26 protein-coding genes are annotated in these 24,059 nt (G+C 54.6%); 9 read left to right on the top strand and 17 right to left on the bottom strand.

Annotated features, from left to right (window positions below; genetic code table 11):
* Positions 1–45 precede the first annotated feature (45 nt).
* The 3 genes from HNI00_RS12940 to HNI00_RS12930 all read right to left on the bottom strand — a co-directional run bounded on the left by HNI00_RS12940 (position 46) and on the right by HNI00_RS12930 (position 4,361).
* On the bottom strand, positions 46–1,746 hold the full coding sequence (locus tag HNI00_RS12940) for a mechanosensitive ion channel family protein (RefSeq protein WP_316786763.1): 1,701 nt from the start codon (positions 1,744–1,746) through the stop codon (positions 46–48).
* 202 nt (positions 1,747–1,948) lie between these two features.
* Positions 1,949–3,079 carry a glycosyltransferase family 4 protein gene (locus tag HNI00_RS12935; RefSeq protein WP_316786761.1) on the bottom strand — a complete coding sequence of 377 codons (1,131 nt, stop codon included), beginning with the start codon at positions 3,077–3,079 and terminating at the stop codon, positions 1,949–1,951.
* 130 nt (positions 3,080–3,209) lie between these two features.
* Positions 3,210–4,361, bottom strand: a complete 1,152-nt coding sequence (locus HNI00_RS12930; protein ID WP_172354430.1) for an NAD-dependent epimerase/dehydratase family protein — start codon at positions 4,359–4,361, stop codon at positions 3,210–3,212.
* Between the two features lie 212 nt (positions 4,362–4,573).
* Between HNI00_RS12930 and HNI00_RS12925 the strand changes: the two genes are divergently transcribed.
* Positions 4,574–4,753, top strand: coding sequence for a hypothetical protein (locus tag HNI00_RS12925; RefSeq protein ID WP_316786756.1), 180 nt, complete (start codon positions 4,574–4,576; stop codon positions 4,751–4,753).
* Between the two features lie 18 nt (positions 4,754–4,771).
* Here HNI00_RS12925 and ruvB read toward each other — a convergent pair whose 3' ends face one another.
* Positions 4,772–5,917: a Holliday junction branch migration DNA helicase RuvB gene (gene ruvB, locus HNI00_RS12920; RefSeq protein ID WP_316786755.1), complete on the bottom strand. Its 1,146-nt coding sequence runs from the start codon at positions 5,915–5,917 to the stop codon at positions 4,772–4,774.
* 124 nt (positions 5,918–6,041) lie between these two features.
* Between ruvB and HNI00_RS12915 the strand changes: the two genes are divergently transcribed.
* Positions 6,042–6,563 carry a putative molybdenum carrier protein gene (locus HNI00_RS12915; protein ID WP_316786752.1) on the top strand — a complete coding sequence of 174 codons (522 nt, stop codon included), beginning with the start codon at positions 6,042–6,044 and terminating at the stop codon, positions 6,561–6,563.
* A gap of 101 nt (positions 6,564–6,664) precedes the next feature.
* Here HNI00_RS12915 and era read toward each other — a convergent pair whose 3' ends face one another.
* The 3 genes from era to HNI00_RS12900 form a co-directional block, all read right to left on the bottom strand.
* Complete coding sequence (gene era, locus HNI00_RS12910; RefSeq protein ID WP_316786751.1) at positions 6,665–7,639, bottom strand: GTPase Era; 975 nt, start codon at positions 7,637–7,639, stop codon at positions 6,665–6,667.
* Positions 7,623–8,807: a calcium-binding protein gene (locus HNI00_RS12905; RefSeq protein WP_316786748.1), complete on the bottom strand. Its 1,185-nt coding sequence runs from the start codon at positions 8,805–8,807 to the stop codon at positions 7,623–7,625. The genes era and HNI00_RS12905 overlap by 17 nt, the downstream gene beginning before the upstream one ends.
* Positions 8,808–9,023: 216 nt before the next feature.
* A complete protein-coding gene (locus HNI00_RS12900) occupies positions 9,024–9,680 on the bottom strand; it encodes an RNA polymerase sigma factor (RefSeq protein WP_316786745.1) in 657 nt (218 codons plus the stop codon).
* A 301-nt stretch (positions 9,681–9,981) separates the two neighbouring features.
* Here HNI00_RS12900 and nuoH point away from each other — a divergent pair, with 301 nt between their 5' ends.
* The 6 genes from nuoH (at position 9,982) to HNI00_RS12870 (ending at position 14,279) form a co-directional block, all read left to right on the top strand.
* Positions 9,982–11,100: an NADH-quinone oxidoreductase subunit NuoH gene (gene nuoH, locus HNI00_RS12895; protein WP_172354418.1), complete on the top strand. Its 1,119-nt coding sequence runs from the start codon at positions 9,982–9,984 to the stop codon at positions 11,098–11,100.
* A gap of 51 nt (positions 11,101–11,151) precedes the next feature.
* Positions 11,152–11,757 carry an NAD(P)H-quinone oxidoreductase subunit I gene (gene ndhI, locus HNI00_RS12890; RefSeq protein ID WP_172354416.1) on the top strand — a complete coding sequence of 202 codons (606 nt, stop codon included), beginning with the start codon at positions 11,152–11,154 and terminating at the stop codon, positions 11,755–11,757.
* Between the two features lie 94 nt (positions 11,758–11,851).
* Positions 11,852–12,457 (top strand): NADH-quinone oxidoreductase subunit J, encoded by a 606-nt coding sequence (locus HNI00_RS12885; protein ID WP_068513458.1) that lies wholly within the window; start codon positions 11,852–11,854, stop codon positions 12,455–12,457.
* A 60-nt stretch (positions 12,458–12,517) separates the two neighbouring features.
* Positions 12,518–12,823: an NADH-quinone oxidoreductase subunit NuoK gene (nuoK, locus tag HNI00_RS12880; RefSeq protein WP_068513455.1), complete on the top strand. Its 306-nt coding sequence runs from the start codon at positions 12,518–12,520 to the stop codon at positions 12,821–12,823.
* Positions 12,824–12,843: 20 nt separating this feature from the next.
* Positions 12,844–13,767 carry an NAD(+) kinase gene (locus tag HNI00_RS12875; RefSeq protein ID WP_316786741.1) on the top strand — a complete coding sequence of 308 codons (924 nt, stop codon included), beginning with the start codon at positions 12,844–12,846 and terminating at the stop codon, positions 13,765–13,767.
* Between the two features lie 122 nt (positions 13,768–13,889).
* Positions 13,890–14,279 (top strand): hypothetical protein, encoded by a 390-nt coding sequence (locus tag HNI00_RS12870; protein WP_172354410.1) that lies wholly within the window; start codon positions 13,890–13,892, stop codon positions 14,277–14,279.
* Between the two features lie 307 nt (positions 14,280–14,586).
* On the opposite strand, the gene HNI00_RS12865 is transcribed toward HNI00_RS12870, so the two are convergent.
* Both HNI00_RS12865 and HNI00_RS12860 read right to left on the bottom strand, forming a co-directional pair.
* Positions 14,587–15,159, bottom strand: a complete 573-nt coding sequence (locus tag HNI00_RS12865) for a TVP38/TMEM64 family protein (RefSeq protein ID WP_172354374.1) — start codon at positions 15,157–15,159, stop codon at positions 14,587–14,589.
* 113 nt (positions 15,160–15,272) lie between these two features.
* On the bottom strand, positions 15,273–16,361 hold the full coding sequence (locus HNI00_RS12860; RefSeq protein WP_316786736.1) for a DMT family transporter: 1,089 nt from the start codon (positions 16,359–16,361) through the stop codon (positions 15,273–15,275).
* A gap of 482 nt (positions 16,362–16,843) precedes the next feature.
* Here HNI00_RS12860 and HNI00_RS12855 point away from each other — a divergent pair, with 482 nt between their 5' ends.
* A complete protein-coding gene (locus tag HNI00_RS12855) occupies positions 16,844–17,026 on the top strand; it encodes a CsbD family protein (protein WP_068513441.1) in 183 nt (60 codons plus the stop codon).
* Between the two features lie 263 nt (positions 17,027–17,289).
* Here the strand turns inward: HNI00_RS12855 and HNI00_RS12850 are convergent, their stop codons facing one another.
* The 8 genes from HNI00_RS12850 to HNI00_RS12820 all read right to left on the bottom strand — a co-directional run bounded on the left by HNI00_RS12850 (position 17,290) and on the right by HNI00_RS12820 (position 23,989).
* On the bottom strand, positions 17,290–18,057 hold the full coding sequence (locus HNI00_RS12850; protein ID WP_316786734.1) for a PRC-barrel domain-containing protein: 768 nt from the start codon (positions 18,055–18,057) through the stop codon (positions 17,290–17,292).
* Positions 18,058–18,179: 122 nt separating this feature from the next.
* A complete protein-coding gene (locus tag HNI00_RS12845; protein WP_316786732.1) occupies positions 18,180–18,845 on the bottom strand; it encodes a DUF1614 domain-containing protein in 666 nt (221 codons plus the stop codon).
* Between the two features lie 68 nt (positions 18,846–18,913).
* Entirely contained in the window at positions 18,914–19,213 is a 300-nt protein-coding gene (locus HNI00_RS12840) for a chaperone modulator CbpM (protein ID WP_316786730.1), read from the bottom strand.
* Positions 19,210–20,205 carry a DnaJ C-terminal domain-containing protein gene (locus tag HNI00_RS12835; protein ID WP_316786728.1) on the bottom strand — a complete coding sequence of 332 codons (996 nt, stop codon included), beginning with the start codon at positions 20,203–20,205 and terminating at the stop codon, positions 19,210–19,212. Before HNI00_RS12835 ends, HNI00_RS12840 begins: the two co-directional genes overlap by 4 nt.
* Before the next feature lie 112 nt (positions 20,206–20,317).
* Positions 20,318–21,115: a ChaB family protein gene (locus tag HNI00_RS12830; protein WP_068513428.1), complete on the bottom strand. Its 798-nt coding sequence runs from the start codon at positions 21,113–21,115 to the stop codon at positions 20,318–20,320.
* Between the two features lie 386 nt (positions 21,116–21,501).
* Positions 21,502–22,845 (bottom strand): GumC domain-containing protein, encoded by a 1,344-nt coding sequence (locus HNI00_RS12825; RefSeq protein WP_316786725.1) that lies wholly within the window; start codon positions 22,843–22,845, stop codon positions 21,502–21,504.
* 508 nt (positions 22,846–23,353) lie between these two features.
* Positions 23,354–23,455: a PTPA-CTERM sorting domain-containing protein gene (locus HNI00_RS22165; RefSeq protein WP_420156358.1), complete on the bottom strand. Its 102-nt coding sequence runs from the start codon at positions 23,453–23,455 to the stop codon at positions 23,354–23,356.
* Between the two features lie 258 nt (positions 23,456–23,713).
* Complete coding sequence (locus HNI00_RS12820) at positions 23,714–23,989, bottom strand: hypothetical protein (protein ID WP_316786724.1); 276 nt, start codon at positions 23,987–23,989, stop codon at positions 23,714–23,716.
* Positions 23,990–24,059 lie beyond the last annotated feature (70 nt).

Genomic DNA, 24,059 nt, shown 5'->3' with positions numbered 1-24,059 from the left:
CCAAAATCCAAAATCGCAAATCCAAAATTGATATCACAATCGATATCACAGCAGATGCAAGATATAGGCTTGTCGCAGCCGCCGCACGATTTCTCGCCGCACTTCATTCGTCACTCGGTTGCCGCGAAACCAGTGTTCTAGCTTGATATTATCCACGTAAAAGCGAATGGTAAACTGCATCGCATTGCCCTGAATGTCCGTCATGCGAACCTGGGGTTCTTTCCAGATGGTTTGCGATTCCTTAAAGTTGTCTCGTAGCCAGGTCAAAAAGCTATAGGTATAGTCATCTAATCGAGTTTCGTCCTGACCAGAAGACATGAGCTTTTGATGCAATCGACCCAGTTTCAGCTTCAGGACTTCGATTTTTTGCTCCCATTCTTGCGGCAAGAGTTGTTCATCCTCCGGTGTAAGATCGGGGTCTTTTAGCCACGCTTGATACAGCGCTCGAATCAGTCCAATCGTGGTATTTGCAAGCAGCGTTTCGGGTTCTTCCTGGAGGTGCGATCGCCCTTTTTTCTCAGGACGATTTCTCTCAGGGCGATCGCCCACCAGCCGCAGCCCAAACAAACTTAAAATCGTCTGAAAATCACCCGCCAAATTTCTCAACTCGTCTTTCCGGAGTCCACCTTTTTCTAAGAGTCGGATATTGGCAATCAGCGCTTCTAGCTTCGATTCCACAAGCTGAAGCTGATCATTCAGCGTCTTATAGGCCAGCAGACGCAGCCGACCTGCCTCCACCTTGGAAATCTCGCCATTTTCCGCCTGCTTCAGCCCAAAAAAGGAGTCCAGACACCGCAGTTTCTCATCTAAATCTCCCAGAATATCGGGATGCCCATTTACAATTTCCGATAGGATGTTGGTTGTCGCTACGGGATCAGCATCGACCCGCACAGACACGTCCAGCGAGTAGGCATAGTGCGGCGTGGGGCGGCTCAAGTTAACAATATCTCGCTTTTCTAGCTCAGCATTAGGAATATACACTTCGCAGTAATTATCAATCACATAGAGATGCGTCACGCGCAGCCCTACTTTCTTGATCACAGCCGTAGAACCATCCGGCAAGCGCACCATGTCACCAAACTGAAACGGCGTATCGATGAGCAGCACCAGTCCGCTAAAAAAGTTTGCCAGAATGTCTTTGAGCGCAAAGCCCAGGACAAATGTAATACCGCCAAAGGCAACCCAAAGCCCCGTTAAATCAATCCCCAAGCTTTGCAGGAAAAAGAACGCCCCAAACACATAAATTAAGGGCGGAATGATGGTTTCTAAAATTGGAATGAGGACATCATCCCAGGCAGCTTCGCTTTTTTCGGCAAAGCCTTTCAGGTAATAGACCGCTGCCTGAGTGAACAACTGCCCCACCAAAAAGGTGAAAGCGGCGACCAGCAGGGCCGCGCAGAATCTCCCCAGCCACAGCAGCGCCGTGCTGGGTGCTAAAAAGTTCAGCGCCAGCCGCAGACTCCCAAAAATTAGAATGACTAGGGCCGGAATTCGTGCCAAGTTGAGAATGGCAATGCCCAGTTCAAAGTCGAGGCGGCGAAAAACCGACCGCAGCACGACAAACACCAGCCCGTAGAGAGCCGCAGCCAAGCCCGCCAGCAGGGCCAGCGTACCCAGGAAGGCGATCGCCTGTTCGGGCGTGGGCGGCACAAACGGCGGCAAAACTGGCGTAGGGCTGGGGACGGATGGCGCAGGCGCTTGGGCAAACAGTGGGTGGGCAAACAGTGGGGCAGATAGCCAGGGCACGGCGCAAAACACAGGGGGCGATCGCAATAGAGTCTCTCAGACGGCTCGAAGGATTATTCCCCAGGGTACAGCGTTTTTGAGGCGCGTGAGCGATGCAGTGGGTCAAGAAACCCTGGTCGCTTCGGGGCAGCGCACCCCATCCCGCACACTCAGGCACGACCGTCGCAACTCAGGAGCGCACGAGTTCCCCCTTGCCTGACTATCACGCAGCCGTCAGCATAGACTGCGACAAAATCGTTTGATAGAAACCCTGCAACTGTCGCGTTGCTGCGGCCCAGCCCCAGCGCTCAGCCTCCTGGCGGGCGTTTTGACGAAGCTGATCCCGCTCGGCGGCGTTGCTCAAGAGGCGCTGCGTGGCGGCGATCGCCCCCCGGTCATCCGCCGGATCAAACAGGTAGCCATTCACGCCATCGGTCACAATGTCGGGAATGCCGCCCGCATTCGCCGCAATCACCGGGCAGCCCGCCGCCATCGCCTCCAGCAGCACCAGCCCCAGCGTCTCCGTCCGCGACGGGAAAATAAACGCATCCGCCGAAGCAAACGCCGATCCCAAGGTCTTGCCCGTCATGTAGCCCGCAAAAAACGTCGGCGTGCCTTCAAAGATTTTCTCCAGATCGGCGCGATAGGGCCCATCGCCCACCAGCGCCAGCCGCGCATTGGGAATCGCCTCCAGCACAGGCTTAATGCGATCAATTTCCTTCTCTGCCGAGAGGCGACCCACGTAGAGCAGCAGCGGCGCGTCGGGATGTCCCTGAGTCAAGTGCGATCGCATGTCTGCACTGGCCAGCGACGGGTCAAATAGCTCCACATCCACGCCCTTCTGCCAGACATGAACTCGCTCCACGCCGTGGCTCTCCAGCGCCTCCTGCATTGCCGTCGAAGTCACCAGGTTAATCACCGCCTGATTGTGCATCAGCTTCAGGATTTCCCACAGCACCCCCTCCAGCATCCCCAGCCCATAATGCTCCAGATACTTCGGCAGGTGCGTATGATAGGAAGCCACCAGCGGAATCCCCAGCGACTTGGCATAATACAGCCCGCCCACGCCCAGCACTGCCGGATTCACAATGTGGATCAGATCCGGCTTGAATAGCTCCAGTTCCCGCCGAATCGACGGGCGGGGCAGCGCCAGCTTTAGCTCCGGATACAGCGGCAGCGGAAACCCCGGAATCCCGTTGATCCGCGCCCCCTTATACTCACTCAGCCCGCCCTCCGGCGAAAACACCAGCACCTGATCGCCCATCCGCTGGAGATGATCCACCGTGTGGCTCAGGCGCGTCACGATGCCATCGACTTTGGGCAAAAACGTTTCGGTAAAGAGGGCAATACGCATAGGAAAGGGAATTAGGAAGGGGGATGTAGAGAGCAATAAAAAGTGCTGACTTGGAGAGGGTTCAGAAGCCAGAAACTAGGATTTACTGGGGTTTACTGAGGATCTGACTCCTGACTCCTGATCCGGAAACCTACCCTTTCCACTTCACCTTCGGCAGAATCTCCTTCTCGTCAACACGGTGCTTATACTTCATGGCGAAGTTCAGCAACGAGTCGAGCAGCGAGTCAGACAGGTAGTGGGGCTGCAATCCCAAATCCAGCAGCTTGGTGTTCTTGGCGTTGAAGTAGTGTTCTTCCTTTTCAACGCGGGGATTTTCCAGGTGATCCACCTGCACCTTCAGCCCTAGCGCTTCGCCCGCCTTTTGCACCATGTTGGCCAAGTCGCCAACGCTAAATAGCTCGGTGAACTGGTTGAACACGCGGAACTCGCCGGGTTCTGCCGGGTTGTTGCAGGCGATCTCGATACAGCGCACGGTATCGCGAATGTCGAGCAGCCCGCGAGTTTGACCGCCCTTGCCGTAGACCGTCAGCGGATGCCCAATGGCCGCCTGGATGCAGAAGCGGTTAAGCGCCGTGCCAAATACGCCGTCATAGTCGAGGCGGTTGATCAGCAGTTCGTCCATGCCCGTTTCTTCGGTTAGCACGCCGTAGACGATGCCCTGGTTCAGGTCGGTGGCGCGTAGTCCCCAAATCTTGCAGGCAAAGTGGATGTTGTGCGAGTCATGCACTTTGCTGAGGTGATAGAAGGAACCGGGCTGCTTGGGATAGGGCAGCGTGTCTTTGCGGCCGTTGTGTTCAATGGTGATGTAGCCCTCTTCGATGTCGATATTGGGCGTGCCGTATTCGCCCATCGTGCCCAGCTTGACGAGGTGGGCATCGGGGAAATGCTCGCGCATCACGTAGAGCAGATTGAGCGTGCCCACGACGTTGTTCACCTGGGTCAACACGGCGTGTTCCCGATCGATCATCGAGAAGGGAGCAGACCGCTGTTCGCCAAAGTGAACAATCGAGTCGGGCTGGAACTGGAGCATCGAATTTTTCAGAAATTCGTAATTGCACAGGTCGCCCACGAACAGGTCGATTGCTTTGCCTGTCAGGTCTTTCCAGCGCTTCAGCCGGGTTTGGATGGGCGCGATCGGGGTGAGGGTGTCGATGCAAAGCTCGTTGTCCCAATGCCGCCGAACGAGGCTGTCCAGAATGGCCACCTCATGTCCCCGATTCGAGAGGTGGAGCGCTGTTGCCCACCCACAATATCCATCGCCACCAATGACTAAAACTCTCATTGCTCAAATTCCGCTTGCCGATACTCCGGTAATTTACCAGTTTTGGGGGCACACTAAAACATTTAGCCGCATTTCAGTTTTCAGAAGCCGCTGTTTACATTCAATCTACTCATGGTTAAGATGAGCCTCCTTTTTTGTATCTCTCAATACCATTCATTACACTGGATCTATAGACTAGTGAATCGAGTGAATCACTCAGGAGGACTGAGGCGATGAGGAAGCTAAACGGTTCATCTTGGACAACCCAGCGGTTTGTGCAGTTGAGTCAAGACCTTGGCCATGCCTTTGGGCCGGGTCTGGACTCCGCCGCACTGAATCGCCACAGCGATGAATGGACCCCAGAGAAACTGACTCACCTGAGCAAGAGCCTGTCTCGCGCTTTCTTGCTTTAGCAGCCTGTGAAAACGCTGCTAGAGAAGCGATGGCGGGCTTTGTAAGAGCGAAAGCTGGCTGTCGGGCGGCGTGTAGCCCAGGTGTCGCCAAGCAGCGGGAGTGGCGACGCGGCCGCGGGGGGTGCGGTTGAGGTAGCCGATCTGCATCAGGTAGGGTTCGTAAACTTCTTCGATCGTCTGGGCATCTTCGCCTGTGGCGGCGGCCAGCGTTTCGAGTCCGACGGGGCCGCCGCCATAGTTTTCGATGATCACCGTCAGCATCCGGCGATCGGTCCAGTCCAGTCCGCAGGGGTCTACGTTGAAGAGTTCCAGCGCTTCGGCGGCGATCGCCCCATTCACGGCCGCGCCCCCCGCCTTCACCTCGACGTAATCGCGCACCCGGCGCAGCAGGCGATTGGCAATGCGGGGCGTACCGCGCGATCGCCGGGCAATTTCTGCTGCGCCATCGGGCGTAATCGGCGTGTTGAGAATCTCCGCCGCCCGCAGAACGATTTGCTGAAGCTCGTCTACTTCGTAAAATCGCAGCCGTTGCACCAGCCCAAAGCGATCGCGCAGCGGTGAGGTCAGCGCCCCCACTCGCGTCGTCGCACCGACCAGCGTAAATTTTTGCAACGGCAGGCTGCGGGTGCGGGCGCTCTGTCCCTTGCCGATGGTGATGTCGATCCGGGCATCTTCCATCGCCGGATAGAGGATTTCTTCGGTGACGCGGGGCAGGCGGTGAATTTCGTCGATAAACAGAATGTCCCCCGGCTTCAGATTGACCAATAGCCCCACGATGTCTCGCGGCCGCTCTAGCGCAGGGGCAGTGGTAATTTTGCAATCTACGCCCATTTCTGCCGCCAAAATCAGCGACATCGTGGTTTTGCCCAGCCCCGGCGGCCCATAGAGCAGCAGGTGATCTAGCGACTCGTTTCGCGCCTTGGCGGCCTGAATGGCGATCGCCAGCACCTCTTTCAGATCCTTTTGCCCGATGTATTCTGCCAATCGCTGGGGGCGAATCCGCTCCTCCGGCTTGCCTGTGTCTTCTGGCTGGCGATCGGGCGTGAGCAGCTTTTCGTCCGCAGCAGGTGATTTGGGCGATCGCCCTACCAAAGGCAGCCCATCCCGACCCGATTCAGAATCCTCAGGCTCCAGAGGGGGCTGTTTTGAGGAAATAATCGCCATTGCCCAACCTGCTCCTAACCTGTTTACAGCGGCTACAATCGTTTGATCTGATGCTTCTGTACTAGATGCTTCTGTACTAGATACCTCTGTACTGAATGCCTCTGTACTATTAGTTAAACTTTAGTTGAACTTTGCGCGAGTCGTGCAAATTTTGCAAACCCTCAAGATTATCTCCGGCGGGCAGACGGGGGTGGATCGGGCGGCCCTGGATGGGGCGATCGCCCACGGGCTAGCCTACGGCGGCTGGTGTCCCCAGGGCGGCTGGGCAGAAGATTTTCCCACACCACCGGGACTGCGGGCCCGCTATCCCCATCTGCAAGAAACACCCAGCCCCAACCCCGCCCAGCGCACCGAATGGAACGTGCGAGACAGCACAGCAACGCTGATTTTGGTATGCAGCGAAGACTGGCAGCACTCCGCCGGAACCCAACTGACGCAGGCGATCGCCACCCACCTGGGAAAGCCTTTGCGAATCATCCAGTTAAACGAAGCGATCGCCCTCGCCTCACTCCGCGCATGGCTGCAAACCCTGCCCCAAAACGCCATCCTAAACATCGCCGGCCCCAGAGAAAGCGAATCCCCCGGCATCTACGCGATCGCCCACAAAGCCCTGCTCCGTACCTGGCGCACAAACCTAACAGAATAAAAAGCCCTTCTTCCCTCTTCCCTTTTCGTTCTTCCCTCTTCCCTTTTCGTTCTTCCCTCTTCCCTTTTCGTTCTTCGTTTTTCGTTCTTCCCCCTCCCCCCTCACTCCTCCACCCGATACCCCAACTCCGACAACCGACTGCGCGACTGTCGCCACTTGGGCTGCACTTTCACAAAAAGCTCCAGATACACCTTGCCCAGGATCAGCTTTTGGATTTGTTCGCGGGCCGCAGTGCCGATCGCCCGAATCATGCTGCCGTCCTTGCCAATCAGAATGCCTTTTTGCGAGTTGCGCTCGACGTGAATCGTGGCAAGAATGCGGGTGATGTCGGGGTCTTCGTCTACGCGGTCAATGGCGATCGCCACCGAATGGGGCACTTCATCGCGGGTCAGCGCCAAAACCTGCTCACGAATTAGCTCGCCCATGATGAAGCGTTCGGGCTGGTCGGTCACTAAATCCGGCGGATAGTAGTAAGGACCGGGGTCGAGCCGCTGGATTAGCTGGGCTTGCAGCGCCTCCAGTCCCTCGCCTGTCAGGGCGGAAAACTTGGCCAGTTCCCAGTTTTGAGATTCGGCCAGGGCGCGATAGCTGTCGTCAATGTCGGGGCGATCGCTCGGCTGTCGGTCTGCCTTGTTGATGCCCAGCAGCACGGGCGTTTCGGCGCGTTCCAGTAGCTCAGCAATAAAGCGATCGCCCCCGCCCAGTTCCGCCGAGGCATCCACCACAAACAGCACCAGATCGACCGAGCTAATGGCCATCCGCGCATTCTGCACCAGTACACGCCCTAGCTCATGATGCGGCTTGTGGATGCCGGGCGTGTCTACAAAAATAATTTGCGCGTCGGGCGTGGTGAGGATGCCCCGCAGCCGATTGCGCGTGGTCTGGGCAACAGGCGAAGTAATGGCGATTTTCTGCCCCACCAACTGATTCATCAGGGTCGATTTGCCCACGTTAGGGCGGCCCACAATGCCCACAAAGCCAGACCGGAAGCCGTCGGGGGCAGCCGGAATCAGGAACTCGATGCGACTATTGGGTAAGAAATCGTCGGATGAGGAGTCGTCAGACCGGTCGGACATTTCTCTCTCTGGGTGCAGTAAACAGGTTGCTCGTGGTCACCCCTGCATTATCTTGCACGATGGCGATCAAATCACTGCCCAGGAAGATTGCCGTATCTCTACCGGAGCCGCCGATCAGGTTGCGGCTATTGTCCAAACGGTAGCTGGCGGGGTTGCCCCGCACCTGGATTTTGTCGCCCTGCGCCTGCGAAAAATCGCCAATAATCGCGTAGCCAGAACCCAGGTAAAACACCCCGTCTCGGCGCGTACCCAGCACGAAGGTATCGGCTCCTGCCCCACCAAACAGGCGATCGCGCTCGGTACTCACGCCGCCATAGCCGATCAGCACGTCGTTGCCGTCTTCGCCAGAGAGCAAGTCATTGCCGCGATCGCCCCACAGCCGATCGTTGCCCTGCTGCCCGTATAGCTCATCGTCGCCGTCGCCGCCCGATAGTTGGTCGTTGCCCGTGGCTCCAAACAGGCGATCGTTGCCACCTCTGCCCAGCAGCGTATCATTGCCCGCCAGCCCCGACAGCACGTTGCCGCGTCCGTTGCCCTCGATCCGATTATTCAGCCGATTGCCCGTGCCGAACTGGGCGCTGCCGTACAGCGTCAGGTTTTCAAACAGCAGCGACTTTAGTTCGTAATCGAGCGGAATCACAATCGTGTCGATGCCGCCGCCTCTGGGGGGTTCGACAATTTTGAAGCGGTAGCTGCTGACTAAATAGGTATCGTTGCCGCGCCCGCCATAAAGCTGGTCAAAGCCTGGGCCGGCCACCAGCAGGTCATTGCCATCACCCCCAAAGAGCCGGTCGTTGCCGCTGCCGCCATATAGCTTGTCGTCGCCTCCAAACCCTTCTAAAACGTCGTTTCCTTCGTACCCAAAGAGTTCATTATCTTCTGCATTTCCCTGGATTAGATTGTTCTCGCTGTTGCCCTCGCCGCGTCGTCCCGCAATCAGTTGCAGGTTCTCAACGTAATCCGTCAGGCGGTAATCTACGTATGCAAAAACAATATCAGTGCCTTCGTTTGGCAATTCAAAAACGATATCACCGTCGCGAATGATGTAGGTGTCGTTTCCCTGTCCTCCAACGAGGGTGTCAAAGCCTGCGCCCCCGTCTATCAAGTCGTTTCCAGGTGTTCCGATGAGCAGGTCATCGGTATCAGTGCCAAGGAGAGGGATGATCATTTACGGGGTTCCAATAGCGATCTCCCCAAATCTATCAATCGAGATTGGGCAAATGTGTTAGGAAACCGTAAATTCTCGGAGGATTCGTGTTTGTTTTGTCCTAATTTTTCCTTTTTCAATCGGGATGAAGCTTTCAATCGGGATGAAACAGAGTGGAGCCGTCTTGCATAGCCCTCAGGATTACCCTCAGGATGGCCCTCAGCGCCTAGCTAAAAATCAAGCCTCCGTGGTGGTCTGCGCCCGCTGTTGCCCGTGTAGATGAGCTTCCAGCTTGCCGCCTGCCAGATAGATGGCGCGGATGTCTTCTGGTAGCGCAGTTTCCAGGCGTTCATACCCGGCTTGCAGTTGCGCCTTTACGCCCGCAGCGGTGATGTGTTCGCCTTCCGCCTGGAGGTAGGCGGCGATGCGCGGTTCGCTCCAGCGGAAGGTCTGCGCCATCACGATCATCAGCCGTTGTGACGGGGAAACCTGATCGAGCGATCGCTCGACATAGCATTGCAGCGGCGGCGGCGATGCCTCCAGAGAATAGTGAATGTCTTCGGCAGGGGGCAGTTCTGCCTGATTAATGCACAGAGCCGTGACGTTGATAATCCAGGATTGCAGCGTTACGCCAGGGGTGCTGAGATCCAGCCCCAGCAGTTCGTGGAACAGGTGCCGCCAGGTGATGGAGAAGAGATAGTCGGCCTGCATGGGCGATCGCGCAGAGTGGCGAATCAGCGTATACACCAGCGGGCTATAGCGACAGTAAAGCGCAGTAAAGTATTGCCCAGCATCGGGATGCCGCTGGAGCAGCGTCAGCAGCTCCTGATCGCTATAGTGCGAAAGGGACTTAATTAAAGGATGATTGGCTTCCGGTAGAGAAGGCGTTTGCATAGGCGTTTCTTTTCGGCTTTCTGGAGGTTGTCTTTTAGGGCTTGTTTAGTAGCTCCCAATCATAACCACTGCACCCCAGGATGGAAGCCCCTGACAACAAAAATCTAAGAAAAAACTTCAAAAATCTGGCGCAATAATTTGGCTTCCCTATCACCACACCAGAAATTTGTCATAGCTTGTGATGGGCTATAGGGGACTTGGAAATGAACCTGTACCGTATACTAAACGCAGGTGTTAAGGATCATTACCTGAGCGCCGCTGATTTAGTGACCAATCGCCCTTTAGTTGAGTCGCAGGACGTATGAGTTCGGGAATTGACCTGCAAGGCAGCTTTATTCAAGCGTTGATGGATTTGGGCTTGTCGCCCGGTGTTGCCAAGACCATTTGGATACCCTTGCCAATGGTGCTAATTGTCGGCGCAGTGACGGTGCTGGCGCTCGTGGCTACTTGGCTAGAGCGGAAGGTGTCGGCGGCAGCCCAGCAGCGAATTGGCCCAGAATACGCCGGCCCGTTGGGGATGTTGATTCCGGCGGCAGACGTGGTAAAGCTGCTGTTCAAAGAAGACATTCTGCCCGCCAAGACTGACCCCTGGCTTTTTGCGATCGCCCCTCTGTTGGTCTTTATCCCGGTGTTCCTGTCCTACCTGATCGTGCCCTTCGGTCAAAACCTGCTGATCAGTGACTTGGGCATTGGTATTTTTCTGTGGATTGCGCTGTCGAGCATTGCTCCTATCGGGCTGCTGATGGCAGGCTATGCGTCTAATAATAAGTATTCGCTGATCGGCGGGCTGCGGGCTGCGGCGCAGTCGATTAGCTACGAGCTACCCTTGGCGCTGTCCGTGTTGGCGATCGCCATGATGTCCAACTCCCTCAGCACGGTAGACATCGTGCAGGGACAGTCCGACTACGGCATTCTCGGCTGGAACCTGTGGCGGCAGCCCGTGGGCTTCGTCATCTTCTGGATTGCGGCACTCGCCGAGTGTGAACGGATGCCCTTCGACCTGCCAGAGGCCGAAGAAGAAATCGTCGCAGGTTATCAGACTGAATATAGCGCTGTAAAGTTCATGCTGTTCTACGCGGGTTCCTACGCCAACTTGGTGCTGTCGGCGCTGCTGGCTTCGGTGCTGTATCTAGGCGGCTGGGAGTCTCCTGTATCGGTAAGTTGGCTGGCCAGTCTGATCGGGGTCAGCGAGTCTACGCCCTGGCTCCAGGTCATCACCGCCAGTCTCGGCATCGTGATGACGCTGTTCAAGGCCTACCTGTTTATCTTCCTGGCAATCCTCTTGCGCTGGACGGTGCCCCGCGTCCGCATCGACCAACTGCTTGACCTGGGCTGGAAGTTTCTGCTGCCCGTATCCCTGGTTAATCTGCTTCTAACGGCCGGGCTAAAGCTGGTGTTTCCAGTGGCCTTCGGCGGCTAAGGTTCAACTCCAAAGACCCCTCGTTCTTCAACCTCCCTCCCCCTCCTTCCTATGCTGAAATTTCTCAAGCAAGTCTCTGACTATACCAAGGAAGCAGTTCAGGCAGCCAAATATATCGGCCAAGGCTTGTCGGTCACCTTTGACCACATGCACCGTCGCCCGATTACGGTGCAATATCCCTACGAGAAACTGATTCCTTCGGAGCGCTTCCGCGGTCGCATCCACTTCGAGTTTGACAAGTGCATCGCCTGCGAAGTCTGCGTTCGGGTATGCCCCATCAACCTACCCGTGGTGGACTGGGAATTTAACAAGGAAACCAAGAAGAAGAAGCTGAACCACTACAGCATCGACTTCGGCGTGTGCATCTTCTGTGGCAACTGCGTGGAATATTGCCCCACCAACTGTCTGTCGATGACCGAAGAATACGAGCTTGCGACCTACGATCGCCACGAATTGAACTATGACAACGTGGCCCTGGGTCGCCTGCCCTACAAGGTGACGCAAGACCCAATGGTGACCCCGCTGCGGGAGTTGGGCTACCTGCCCAAGGGCGTGATGGAGCCACACGACCTGCCTGCCGGGTCGCGCCGTGCTGGCAAACTGCCCGAAGAAATTCTCGACGAGGCCCAGCCTGCGGAAGCTGCACCCGAAGCCTAACGGACAGTTCCACGGGCAATCTTAATTGGCCCTTCTAGGCAACTCGCTCGATCCGTACCCTCGACCTTTCCTCTTCTCGTTCAGGAGACCGACTGTGAATCTGGCAGATGGCGTTCAACTGGTTTCTTTGATTGTGCTGGCGGCAATGATGCTGGCGGCAGCGCTAGGTGTGGTGCTGCTGGACAACATTGTGTACTCAGCCTTTTTGCTGGGTCTGGTGTTTATCAGCATTTCCGGGCTATACATTCTGCTGAATGCCGGGTTCGTGGCGGCGGCACAAATCTTGATTTACGTCGGTGCAGTGAACGTGCTGATCCTGTTTGGCATCATGCTCGTGAACAAGCGCCAGGATTTTGCCCCCGTGCAGAAGGCGTGGCTGGGGAAAGCGGCGACGGGTGCAGTGTGCGCCGGACTGTTTGGGCTGCTGGCAACGATGATTGTGGCAACTCCTTGGGGGCTTTCGGACGCGCCGATTGCTGGAGACGAAGCGCTGGTGACTATCGGGCTGCATTTCTTCAGCGATTTCCTGCTGCCGTTTGAGCTAGCATCGGTGCTGCTACTGATGGCGCTGATCGGGGCGATCGTGATTGCCCGTCGCGAGTTTCTGCCCGAAGAGGCGACGACCGAAGACGGCCCCCGAACCTCGCTGACCCTCCCCGAACGCCCCCGTGAACTCACTGGAACCAGTTCTAGAGATTAGGTTCACCCCGTTTCCACTGGACATCCCGACTCTTGACCTCTGACCCCTGATCTCCGACCTATGCAGCTTCAGTATTTCCTCCTACTCGCCGCCGCTCTGTTTTGCATTGGCATCTACGGCCTGGTCACTAGCCGCAACGCCATCCGCGTGCTGATGTCGATTGAACTGCTGCTCAACTCCGTCAACCTCAACCTGATGGCGTTTTCCAACTCTCTCGACCCCAGCGCGGTCAAGGGGCAAGTGTTTACAGTATTTGTGATTGCGATCGCCGCTGCGGAGGCGGCTGTGGGTCTTGCTATCGTGCTGTCCATTTACCGAAATCGCGATACGGTGGATATGGAGCAATTTAATCTGCTGAAGTGGTAGCAGATTGAGACGGCGAGCGGGTGGAGCTAAAGCAAGTCATCATCATTCACAAGTCGGGAAATGCCCTGAGCCAAAAGTGGGCCGAGCGCTGTGCGAAGGAACTGGAGGCGCGGGGCTGTCGCGTGTTGATGGGGCCGAGCGGCCCAAGGGACAATCCATATCCAGTATTTTTGGCTTCTGTTTCCCAGCCGATTGATCTGGCGCTGGTGCTGGGAGGCGACGGCACGGCGCTGGGCGCAGCACGGCATCTAGCAGACGAAGGCATTCCCATCCTGGCAATGAACGTGGGGGGGCACCTGGGCTTTTTGACCGAGCCGCTGGATTTTTTGAGTGAAGATTCGCAGCAGGTGTGGGAGCGGTTGACGAGCGATCGCTTTGCGGTGCAGCGGCGGATGATGCTGCAAGCGACGACCTACGAAGGCAACCGCACCAACCTGGAGCCAATGAGCGATCGCTTCTTTGCGCTCAATGAAATGTGCGTCAAGCCTGCCTCGGCCGACCGCATGGTGACCTCAATCCTGGAAATGGAGATCGACGGCGAGGTGGTGGATCAGTACCAGGGTGACGGGCTGATTGTGGCTACACCGACGGGTTCCACCTGCTACACCCTAGCGGCAAACGGGCCAATTATTCATCCCGGCATGGAGGCGATCGCCGTCACGCCCATCTGCCCCCTCAGCCTCTCCAGTCGCTCCATTGTGCTGCCCGCTGGGTCAGTCGTTAGCATCTGGCCCCTATCTGACCCTGACATGACAACCAAACTCTGGATGGACGGCGTGCTGGCCACTTCCATCTGGCCGGGTCAGCGCGTCGATATTCGCATGGCAGAACGCCCCGCCCAGTTCATTATCCTGCAAGAAAATTATTCCTATTACCAAACCCTGCGCGAAAAGCTACAGTGGGCCGGAACACTTGTCCGCTACAGTAATAACCACCGAAATTAGAGGTTCTGCTGGGTCGAGTACCCGACTATTACGGGTTCAGGCTTAGTCCGATTGGGGAACGCTCTTTAAAGTCCACCTAAAAAGTCCACCCAATCGCGCTCGAACGGGCTGAAAGAGAACCTATGAACCTTAAATCTATTGCGCTCAGCCTTGTGCTGGGGCTATCTACGCCACTGCTGGCAGCAGACTTGTTGACTCCCCAAGCGGCGATCGCCCAAACATTCCCCACTGGAGACTATGCCAGCGACCGATGGTTTATCAGTATTTGGTTTGAGGGCGGCAGCCTGCAATACCAGGGAATCGATCGCAGCAATCAGGCAACGCTAAGACTGGCGGGCGCTGCGGTGTCTGGAGATAGCAGCCGTCGGGTTTACACCTGGCGCAATGGGGACTATCGCTATCAGGTGAGTTGGCGACCCAGCGATCCCGGCTTTATCCGGCTTCAGGTATTTCACCCCAACGGACGGGAACTGGTCAACAGCCTGCTGCAAGAAATCCCGCAATCTCCTTAGCGTCTGTCGGATTCCGAGAAAAAGTGCTGCCGTAGCCACAGATCTGGCTTAACCCAACGCTCGATAGAACTTACACAGTTGGACGATTTCTTGCGGGCTGCCAACGTGAGAAATCGTCCAAAATTCAGAAAACCCATCGCAAGTGCGTAAATCCTGGCCCAATGGCCTGTAAAAGACTTGAGGGAACCCACAAGCCTCCTCAAGTCTTGTTGCATTTATGGGTCTTCGAGCATCTTCAATACGGGGTCAGGTGACCCGCTCTTGGCAATCCAAAATCGCCAATCCAAAATCCAAAACCAAATAGCCGCTAGGCAATCAGGGCTTCTAGAAGGCTTGTGCCGACGTAGATATAAAAGCCAACAAGCACGGCCGCAGCAGGAACCAGCGCCAGGAAAAAGTGGAAGTAGTCGATCTTAGTGAGGCCAATGGCGTAGCTCACGACATCCTGACCCAGCAGCATAATCAGTGCCATATAAAGGACGCTGTGATGCCCCTTCAGGCGGGCCACAAACGCATCCAGTTCCTCGATCTCATCTTTGCCCACCAGCCGCACTGCAACCCGGCGACCGTAGCGACGGGAAATCCAATAATTTATGCTGCACCCGATCAGCGACGCGATGAAGCTCAGCACAAAGGCAGTTTCTTTGCCAAACAGCGCTCCACCCGCAATAAAGATGGAACTGCCGCTGAGCGGGGCAGCAATCAAGCTCGCCGCACAGACGACCGTGAACAGGAGTGGGGCCCAGGGGCCGGCGCGTTCGACCCAGAGGTGGGCATTTTCTAGCCCGATGAGCTTGAAGGCAAACGCCATGACGGCATAGGCGATCGCCAGCGAAAGCAGCGCCACCAGCAGCTTTTTCAGCCTGGGCGAAAGTTTCATGGGTCAAACGGCTCCAGAGGCTTAGCGTCTCGAACCTCTTCACCGTACTTAACAATTCCCGCCAGCGTCAACAGGCTTGAGGGAGAAACAGCAATAACGCTGAGGTCGCCCCGCTAATCCCTAGCACCCTCGAAGCGCGATCGCCGATGCGCTGCAATTTTTTCATTCACCGCTTCGATCTCAGCTTCAATCTCGGCCTCCAGTTCCGCCGCCAGCGAGGTCGCGGCCTTTTCCACCGCCGCGGGCTGAAACTTCGCCGCCAGCACCTCACGCTGGTTGATCAGGTAAATACTCACGAGCGTCAGCCCTACACCGACCCACTGTACCGGATTCAGCACCTCAGACAGGAACAAGTTGCCGAATAGCAGCGCGAAAACAGGCGTGAGAAACGTCAGAGAACTGAGGCTAGTCAGGTTGCCGCTGGCTGCGAAGTAGAAGAACAGTCCATAGGCGATCGCACTGCCAAAAATCGTGGAATAGCTCATCGCCATCCAGTCCGTCCAGCCAAGCTGCTGCCACTGGTTCGTTTCTCCCAGCGCCGACAGCGCAAACAGCGGAAGGCCACCCAGCACCATGTGCCAGCCCGTCGCCGCCACCGGGTCGGCATAGCGCGACACATAGCCCATCATCACCGTGCCCACCGCCATCGACAGCGCCGCCATCAGCATCAGCCATTGCCCGTTTTGAAACAGGTCGTGCAGCAGGCTTGCGCCCAGATCTGGGGAAAAATTGCCGTGCAGCGCCGCCTGGATTACGCCCTCTGGCAACCCCAGCAGGCTAATCCCCACCACGCCAAACAGCAGCCCCAGCCAGCCAAAGCCCCCCACCCGCTCGCCAAAAAGGAACCGCGCCATCAGCGCCACCGCCAAGGGCTGAGAGTCAATCATCACCGACCCCAGACCCGCGCCCGTCCGCACCAGTCCCTCAGCCAAAAAACCCTGAAACAGCGCCGCATCCACCAGACCAAACAGCGCAATCCAGCCCCAGGCCTTCCACCCTTTCGGCTGCGATCGCCCCATCACTGCCGCCGCCAGCAAAATCAGCAGCCCCGCCGGTAGCACCCGAACCCCCGCCATGAACAGCGGCGTGGTTTGCGGAATCACGCCCTTCATCGCCACCATCGCCGTTCCCCACAGGAAAAATGGCGCAATCAGCAGCAGCGGCGACACAGATGCTCTCGATGGAGTAGAAGCTTGAGTCATGGGGGGCGATTTGCAGGGATTGCGTTCAGTGGTTACGTCAATTAAACCAATTGTAACCATTATGTACTTCTGTAACAAAACTGAACTGTATCGCGAGAGGCGGTTTTCAAGAGAACATTTCCTCACGTCGTCCACCTCTTCACTCTCTTATTCCCAAGACTTACGCACTTGCGATAAGCTCTTTGGGTTTTGGACAATTTCTCGCGGGCTGTACCCGCGAGAAATTGTCCAACTGTATAAGTCCTAATTCCTTCAGCCCTTTAACCCGCCTTCTCCCTGCCGGACTAGAGCGCTGGGCAGATCCCTACGCCTCAAGACTCCCGCCCTGTGAGGGATGGAAGCTTCGGGAGAAGCGCCTATTGTGAAAGTGTTCGACTGATTCATGCACTGATTCGCTCGATGAATTGCCTGCTAAACAGCACCGTGATTCGCGATCAGATGCAGAGTCAAGACGTTAAATCGCACAACGAGGTACGAAAACTATGAGTATCGAAGATCGCGTGAAGGCTACTGCGAAAAACATCGAGGGTAAAGTGCAAGAAGCCGTCGGTGAAGTGACGGGCGATCCCAAGGACAAGGTGGAAGGTCGCGCCAAGCAGGCCGAAGCCAAGGCTCGCCACACCACCGAAGACATCAAGGACGAAGTGAAGAAGGCGATTGACTAGTAGCGTCCTGCTCAGTGCCCTCTGAAAATACCCGGGTGCCCAGTCCTTCTAGTGAGGACTGGGCATTCCTTTTGGTTGATTCAAAAGCAAGAACGTCGAAAGCAAGAACTTACGGGATTAACGATTGAATTCTGCTAAGCTGCTAAGGGCATCGATTCTTAATCTCAGCCCTAGATTTGCAACTGATTGTCAGCCAAGTGTTTGCAAAGGCTTGAGCAATTTCATTGCGAGCGCAAACATATAGAGCCTAATCAGGCTGCGTACTATTCACCAGGTTTTTCCATCAACCGCTTCCAAGCAGAATCAATCGCTTGCTTGGTTCGATCACTAGCCCGATACAGGCTCTTTTGTAGGTCTTCCCATTTGTCTTGCAGGAAATCAACTGCCTCTTGCAGAGCGTTCTTATCGTGTCGCTTTGATCCAGCAAACTCATCACAGACTTTTCGGATTTTAACCCGTACTACATCGGGGTGATCGTCAGGAGAAACCAAAGATTTTAGGCGATCGCTCATGTGTTTCACCAAGTTTTTCACCTGCTGAGACTTTTCGCTCAAAAATCCCTGTAGCCCTTCCGATTCTCCCTGTAAGCGACTTTTTGCATCCTCCTTGATAAGGACATAATCAGCATCAATGACCTCCACATCCTCTGGAAATAGAACCGCTCGGCCACCAAAGGGAGCAGCAATCTCTCCACCCAAGACATAGGCCGCAATATCCCCGGTTTCCCAGTCAAACAAGAAATCCTCTATCCAACCCAATATGTCCGATCTAGACGGAGTTCGCACGCGCATTCCGCATAAGCGGCGCAAACTCACAGATGGCTCAACAGCATAGTCAGAATAAGTTAGGACTGCATCCGGACCGATTAGAGAAATTTGCTCCAACGGCGTGTAGCCCGCACTGCTAGCAAAATAGACTACACGCCCCTGACCGTCTACCCAAACTTCTTCAACACCGCCCAGACGGGTTGCGGTACTACCATCCATTGCAACCAAGCCAACAATCTGGCTACGACGAATAATGTTGAACATGGCTAGCACCTCCAAAATCTCATCAAGCTGACAATCGATTTAGAGGAATCAATCCTGGGAGGATCACTATCTATCAATATCAAATTCTAGATAGGGCAATCTAGAGCATTCAGGTAGGGCTTTCAGGTAAGCAGCAGTGCAAATAACCCACATAAAGCAATCCCATCAAATACGCCTGCTCCACCGATACTTAAGACTCCTGGTGTCATCTTTTCTATCTCTCGTAGGTGTAGCAAGTCAGCACCAATTAACGTTCCTAAAACCCCTCCTGCAAACGCAATGGGCTGAGGTGCTGGAGAAACTAACGTTGCAGCCAGAGAAGCAGTCAACGGAGCAACCAGAGCATTCATTTGGATGCCAATTCCAGGAACGATCTGAGCCGAAAAGTAGCTGACAATTGTCACAATTGCCGTAACCAGCAGGATCAGCAATGGATCAGATCGTGTGAACTCATAAATCGCCAATAGAGATGGAATCAAGCCACCTCCAACATTGAGTGCAACGATTGTCTTTTGCTCAATTCTTCTGAGTGGGATACCCCAAAATCGTGCTGTCCAGAGATCAGAAAAGCCTGGAATAATGGGCACGGTCGTGACTCGTTCGTATAGAGGGATATTGATCGTGCTACCCACTAACATAGAAATGAATAGGAGGAATGCAACGTTAGGAGAGAAGCCTAACTTTGCTACTGCTAGCTCTACAACATCGAGGGCGATCGCAAACCAAATGAACGGAAACAGCAATAAGAAGAGCAAGAATAGAGTAAACGTGACAGGAAGATAAATCATATTTAGTAATGCTTTAGGGCTGCTTGGTTATGGCTCAAGCTTGTTTGCTCAACGAACAGATACTCAACTTATTGACGCAGGGCACGCAGTTGCGCCTTGAGTTGAGCAATTTCAGTTGCCATATCCAACACCATCGCTGCACCCGCTAGATTGAGTCCTAAATCACGGCGCAGTCGCAAGACTCTTACAATTCTCACCAAGTCTTGTCGGTGTAACATAGTGCCTTCAGGCTCGATAATTCCTAGCGCCACGCACTTCTCAATGAGTGGAACCGAAGTTTGTGTAAAGTATGCAGCCTGCTCGAAGCTATACAGGCGATCGCCCGTCTCCGACCAAACCAGACGAGATAGACCAAAACTATGGGTCATAGGCGCACCTCCGCAATTGCGTTTCGAGGATTAAAGTGGCTCACCTGTCGCAGCTTTTCATAGCATTCTTTTTCCTGAGGGTTGAGATCCTTAGGAGAAACTACTTTCAAGCGAACTAGCAGATCTGTTCGATTGCCTTTCGGATCGCGCCACCCTTTGCCCCGCAGCCTGAGCGTTTGACCTGAGTCTACACCAGAAGGAATGGTCATCATCACCGAGCCATCTGGAGTAGGCACCTCGACTTGAGCGCCCAACACTGCTTCATCTGGACGAATCGGAATTTCACAGACCAAGTTATTGCCGTCAAACTTGTAGAAAGCATGAGGCAGCAGCTCAATGGTTAGGTACAAGTCCCCCCGCTGTTGACTAAAGGGACTAATTTGCCCCTTCCCTTTAATCCGAATGCGACTTCCAGACTTGGCACCCGGCGGAATTCGCACTGTAACCGTCTCATCTCCGATTTGTAGGCGCTTTTGCGTGCCGTGAAACGCTTCAGACAAAGTGAGGGCGATCGCCGCTTCGGTATCCTGAGCAGGCATCTCAGTAAAGCGGCTAAAGGGATCGTCTCCAAACTCGACATACTCTCGAAATCCCTCAGGCCCCGTTGTGGTGCGGTAAGTATAAACCCGCCGCCCAGTTCCACCGCTTCGCCCAAAGCGACCTAGCAATTCGTCAATAAAATCATCAAAGCTGCCGTATTGACCAAAGTCCGTTTCTTCAAAACCTGACCCACCCGGCGGCGGCGCACCTGCCATCGCCTGCTTCCAGTACTGTCCAAACTGGTCATATTTTTGGCGCTTCTCTGGATCAGACAGCACCTCATGAGCTTCATTAATTTCCTTAAAGCGAGCCTCTGCCTCTGGATCGTCTGGATTTAAGTCAGGATGATACTTACGCGCTAGTTTTCGGTAGGCCTTTTTGATTTCCTCGGGAGTAGCAGTTTTGCTAACTCCGAGAATTTCGTAGTAGTCCTTGAAATCGGCTGTAGCCATTGGCACCTCTGACGAAGGGGATACGATGAGGGGATACAGGTAACAAAATCAACCTAATTTTCTCTGCAACCTAAATTAGGTAATGGTGTCTCAGCCTCATCTCGCTCAATCCCTAGCTCGTTCCTGAGTCTTTCTGATCATTGTCGGCTTTGCGCTTTGAAAAAATGCCCTTATCATCCCGCTCAAACAACTGTTTAATCCGCTCCCAAGCTTTCATCAAGGCGTTACTTTTCTCGGAGGACTCGCTAAGCGTTTGATTATAGGTTTCTAAAAAAGTCTGCTGAGCTTCCGTTGACAAATCTGCCCGTATTTCTGGCGAAATTTGGTCACTTCCCGTCATTTCTCCGTCCGATTCCTGTGGAATTTGCATCTCCGTGATGGCCACTTCTTCGCCTCCCGCACTTTGCAAGAGCAAAAAAGTCTCACCAGACTTTTCATCAGGAACCTCTACAACGAGCAAAAATTCGCCCGCTTGCACCCGCGTTTGATAAATTGCAGCTTTATCTTGGGGCATCCCTAGCGACATTAAGGCAGACCCCAAGCCCGCTCCCAAGGCTCCGTACAACGCACCACTCGTTGCACCCAGCAGTGCAGCAGCAAGTGGCCCAGCCGCCACCACTGCCCCTAGAAAAGGAATGAACAACACCCCTACACCTGTGAGCAAACTCAAGACAGAACCAAACAGCGAACCGTAGAAGGCTCCACTGGCTAATCCATCCAAAATCACGTCTTTTTTGGTTAGGAATCCAGTGATTCGAGCTTCGGATTGAAAATTACGTCCCACAATTGAAATACGCTCTTTGGGGACACCCCGATTCAGCAAGCGCTGGACAGCATCTTGCAGCTTTACCTGATCTTTAAACGCAGCAGATACACATTTCGCCGGAGGCTTGGCAAAGGCAGATGTCATAAACTTTCTCCTCGAGTACCTCAAGTATGTATTGAGCAGTGGCTAACGCTCTTAGCTTATGTTTGCTTGCCCTCTAGCTGGCTGTTAATTCATACATGCAGTGCTAAATAGTTTCAAAAGTTCACATCACTTGGATAGCGGATGCAATCCGTATTGATAATATCTCTCACCTGCCTGTTTTGGCTATTAGGGGGGTATCCAGAAAACCAAACCTATCGGGCTTACGCAGTTGGACATCTCCTCGGGAATACCGCCAGAGGAAAAGCATCCAAAATCTAACAAGTTTATCGCAAGTGCGTAAATCTGGTGCTTTGCTGCCATGTGCAGGCGTACAGCGTCATGCTCACTCAACTCTATAACTTTCGAGTCAAGCTCGAAAGTGACGCTTAAGCACCTGCTACACGCCATACGATTCGACGCTCAGAAATTTCCTGCTGGAGGCGGGCGTGCTGCTGCTGGCTCTCTTGCAAGATTCGCCGCTGCACCGCCAGTTGGGTTTCCAGCTTGGACTGATATTGCAGTAGCTCTGCCAGCCTCACCTTGTTGGCCTGCATGGCTTGGTGGATGGGGGCGATCGCCCGCTGACGAGCGCTGAGCAGGTTTACCTGATGCGCCAGTCCAAACGCCTGTTCAATTTGCGAGAGCGCGGGCGGCAGTGTTTCTGAGTCTGCGGCCAGGTCTGGAAATTGCGTCAGGAGGAATTGGTTGAGGGCGATCGCCACTTGTTGATTCAGTTGCCCGCTGAGCATCTGGTGGCGCTGGTAAAGGGCAGATAGGGTTTGGCTATCGGGCTGCGCTTGGGCAAGCTGCGTAGCAATGTGCCCTTCGGTCTGGTGCAGGTCTTGCAGCAATGCTGGATAGTCTGTCTGCTGCTGCAAAATGCTTTGGGCACTGGTGATAGGAAGCTGGGTCTGAAGCATCTGATATCGCTCTTGCGCCAGCTTTAGCTCCTGCTCAGTCTGCGTCAGATAGCGGGTGAATTCTGCGGTGCGGCGGGTGAGGGTGTCGGCGCGATGGCGGAGGTTCTGGGCATCGGGGCGGGTCTGAAACTGGGCGATCGCTTGCTCCAGCCGCGCCACCTGCCCAGTCGCCTCGGTCAAATCTGTCTTTGCCTGCTCCAGCGCGTAGCACGCATCTAGCCGACAGCGATCGCCATAGTCCACATAGGTTTGAGCCAACTGCCGCGATACTATCTGTGCCACACGCTCACTGCGATGGCGGTATCGCACTTCCAGTCGCCCATCCGCCAGCGGCACAATTTCCAGATTTTGCGCCAACGCTGCCGGACTCAGATTGATGTTATACGCCCGCAAGTCGCGCACCGCAGGCAGCAACACCTGATGACTCCGCAACACCTGAATCAGCGTCGCCTGATCCACCTCTGGACGAATTTCAGTCGTGGTTGTGGCTGTACTGATAGTCTGCGATCGCTGCGCGATAGGAACCAGGTCAAAGGTGCTTTTATATAGCGGCGGCGTATGGCTTTGGTAAAGCGTGGTGCCCACAGTAGCGGCGATCGCCACACCCACTGCCACACCGACTCGATGCGGAAGGACAGCGGGAACTGGGGGATGATAGAGAGGGCGATCGCCATTAACCCACTGCTGCGAAAGGCTCTCCCCCTCCGCCCGCGCCGCACGCCGCACCTGAAGCGCAGGTTCCGGCGGAACGAAGACGTGCCGACCCGCAACGGGCTGAAGCGTAAGCGTAAGGGTAGCTGCCTGGGTCATAGCGTGTTGGTTACAAAGCTGAACAGACGCGGAGGGAAGGGGGCGATCGCCGTACTCAATTAATCCGCCCAAAGCTCAACGAATCAGGAAATTCGCGTTCTGAAGATTCAGCTTAGGCAGCCTAGCAAGCCTTTATTTCACGCACTCAGTGTTCGGAAGCCCCCACTATTGCATAGATTTCCATCAATTGTCGATAGTTTGCGTCGGCTGTGTACTTCGCCTCAAATTCAGCACGAGCTTCCTGGCGCATATTTGCTAGCTCGTTAGGATGGGCGATCGCATTTGGGGCAATGATTGAGATGCAGGAAGATCAGAATGCGGATAGCGAACCAACGTGGGACATGGTAGTTTGAACCTCAAAGAGAGACGAGTTTCTTACTGTTCAAGACTGTTCAGAATCATGCAATGTCTTTGGAGTTTGTCCATTCAGCATAAAAGAACCGCTGAGCCGAAAGAAAAGCCCAGCAGTTCAAGTTAGAGCAATCTATTTAAACGATGCCTACAACGCCTACACAGTAGAATCGTTGTCTTGATCGTTCTGCTCTTTCCTCTTTTTCAGAGCTGCAAGCCCCATGCCAACGAGTCCAGGCAGCATCGCCGGAGTAGGCACTTGATAGAACACATCTATATGAGACAGTGCTGCCGGATTTGGGCTGTTTCCAGCAAGTAGGTCTGCGGTAGACCAGTTAAAGCTGATGTTGTTTAAGTACGTGCCCTTAGGAATGAAGTAAAGAGCATATCGAGGCCCCGCTTTCAGCCCAATGACTAAGTTGGTATATGCCGAGCCGATGTTACTAAACGAAAATGTTCCTGATGTCGTTCCAAGACCGGTGAGGGTCAGTCCAAGGGGGTTAGGACTAAACGAATTTTAATTCTCTCTCTTTACATAAAACTTCCAGTCATTGATATCACCAAATAGGTTGTCGTCATTCAGCGCGGTTAAAACTTCTGATGACTGAGGATTAGCGTTGTTTTGTGGAGCACCGTAAACACCAGCGCACTGAGTTGCAAAGCTCACTCTACTGGTATTACACGTAGCAGGATTGGGTGTGAGGGAAACTGCATGGGCAGAGAAGGCTGTTATTGTGCTGATGCTCACTGTTGCGAGGGCAACGGCCGAACCTGTAGCCAATGAACGAATCATGTTAAAATTCTCCCAAGAATTTGTATTCTGTGGATGCACGAACTCTAGCTTCACCGTGCTGGAATCCTCT

It is taken from the genome of Thermoleptolyngbya oregonensis NK1-22 (assembly GCF_032705245.1).
Taxonomy (GTDB): Bacteria; Cyanobacteriota; Cyanobacteriia; order Elainellales; family Elainellaceae; genus Thermoleptolyngbya; species Thermoleptolyngbya sichuanensis.
Note: the sequence above shows the minus strand (reverse complement) of the source record. Positions and strands in the feature narration are given on the sequence as shown.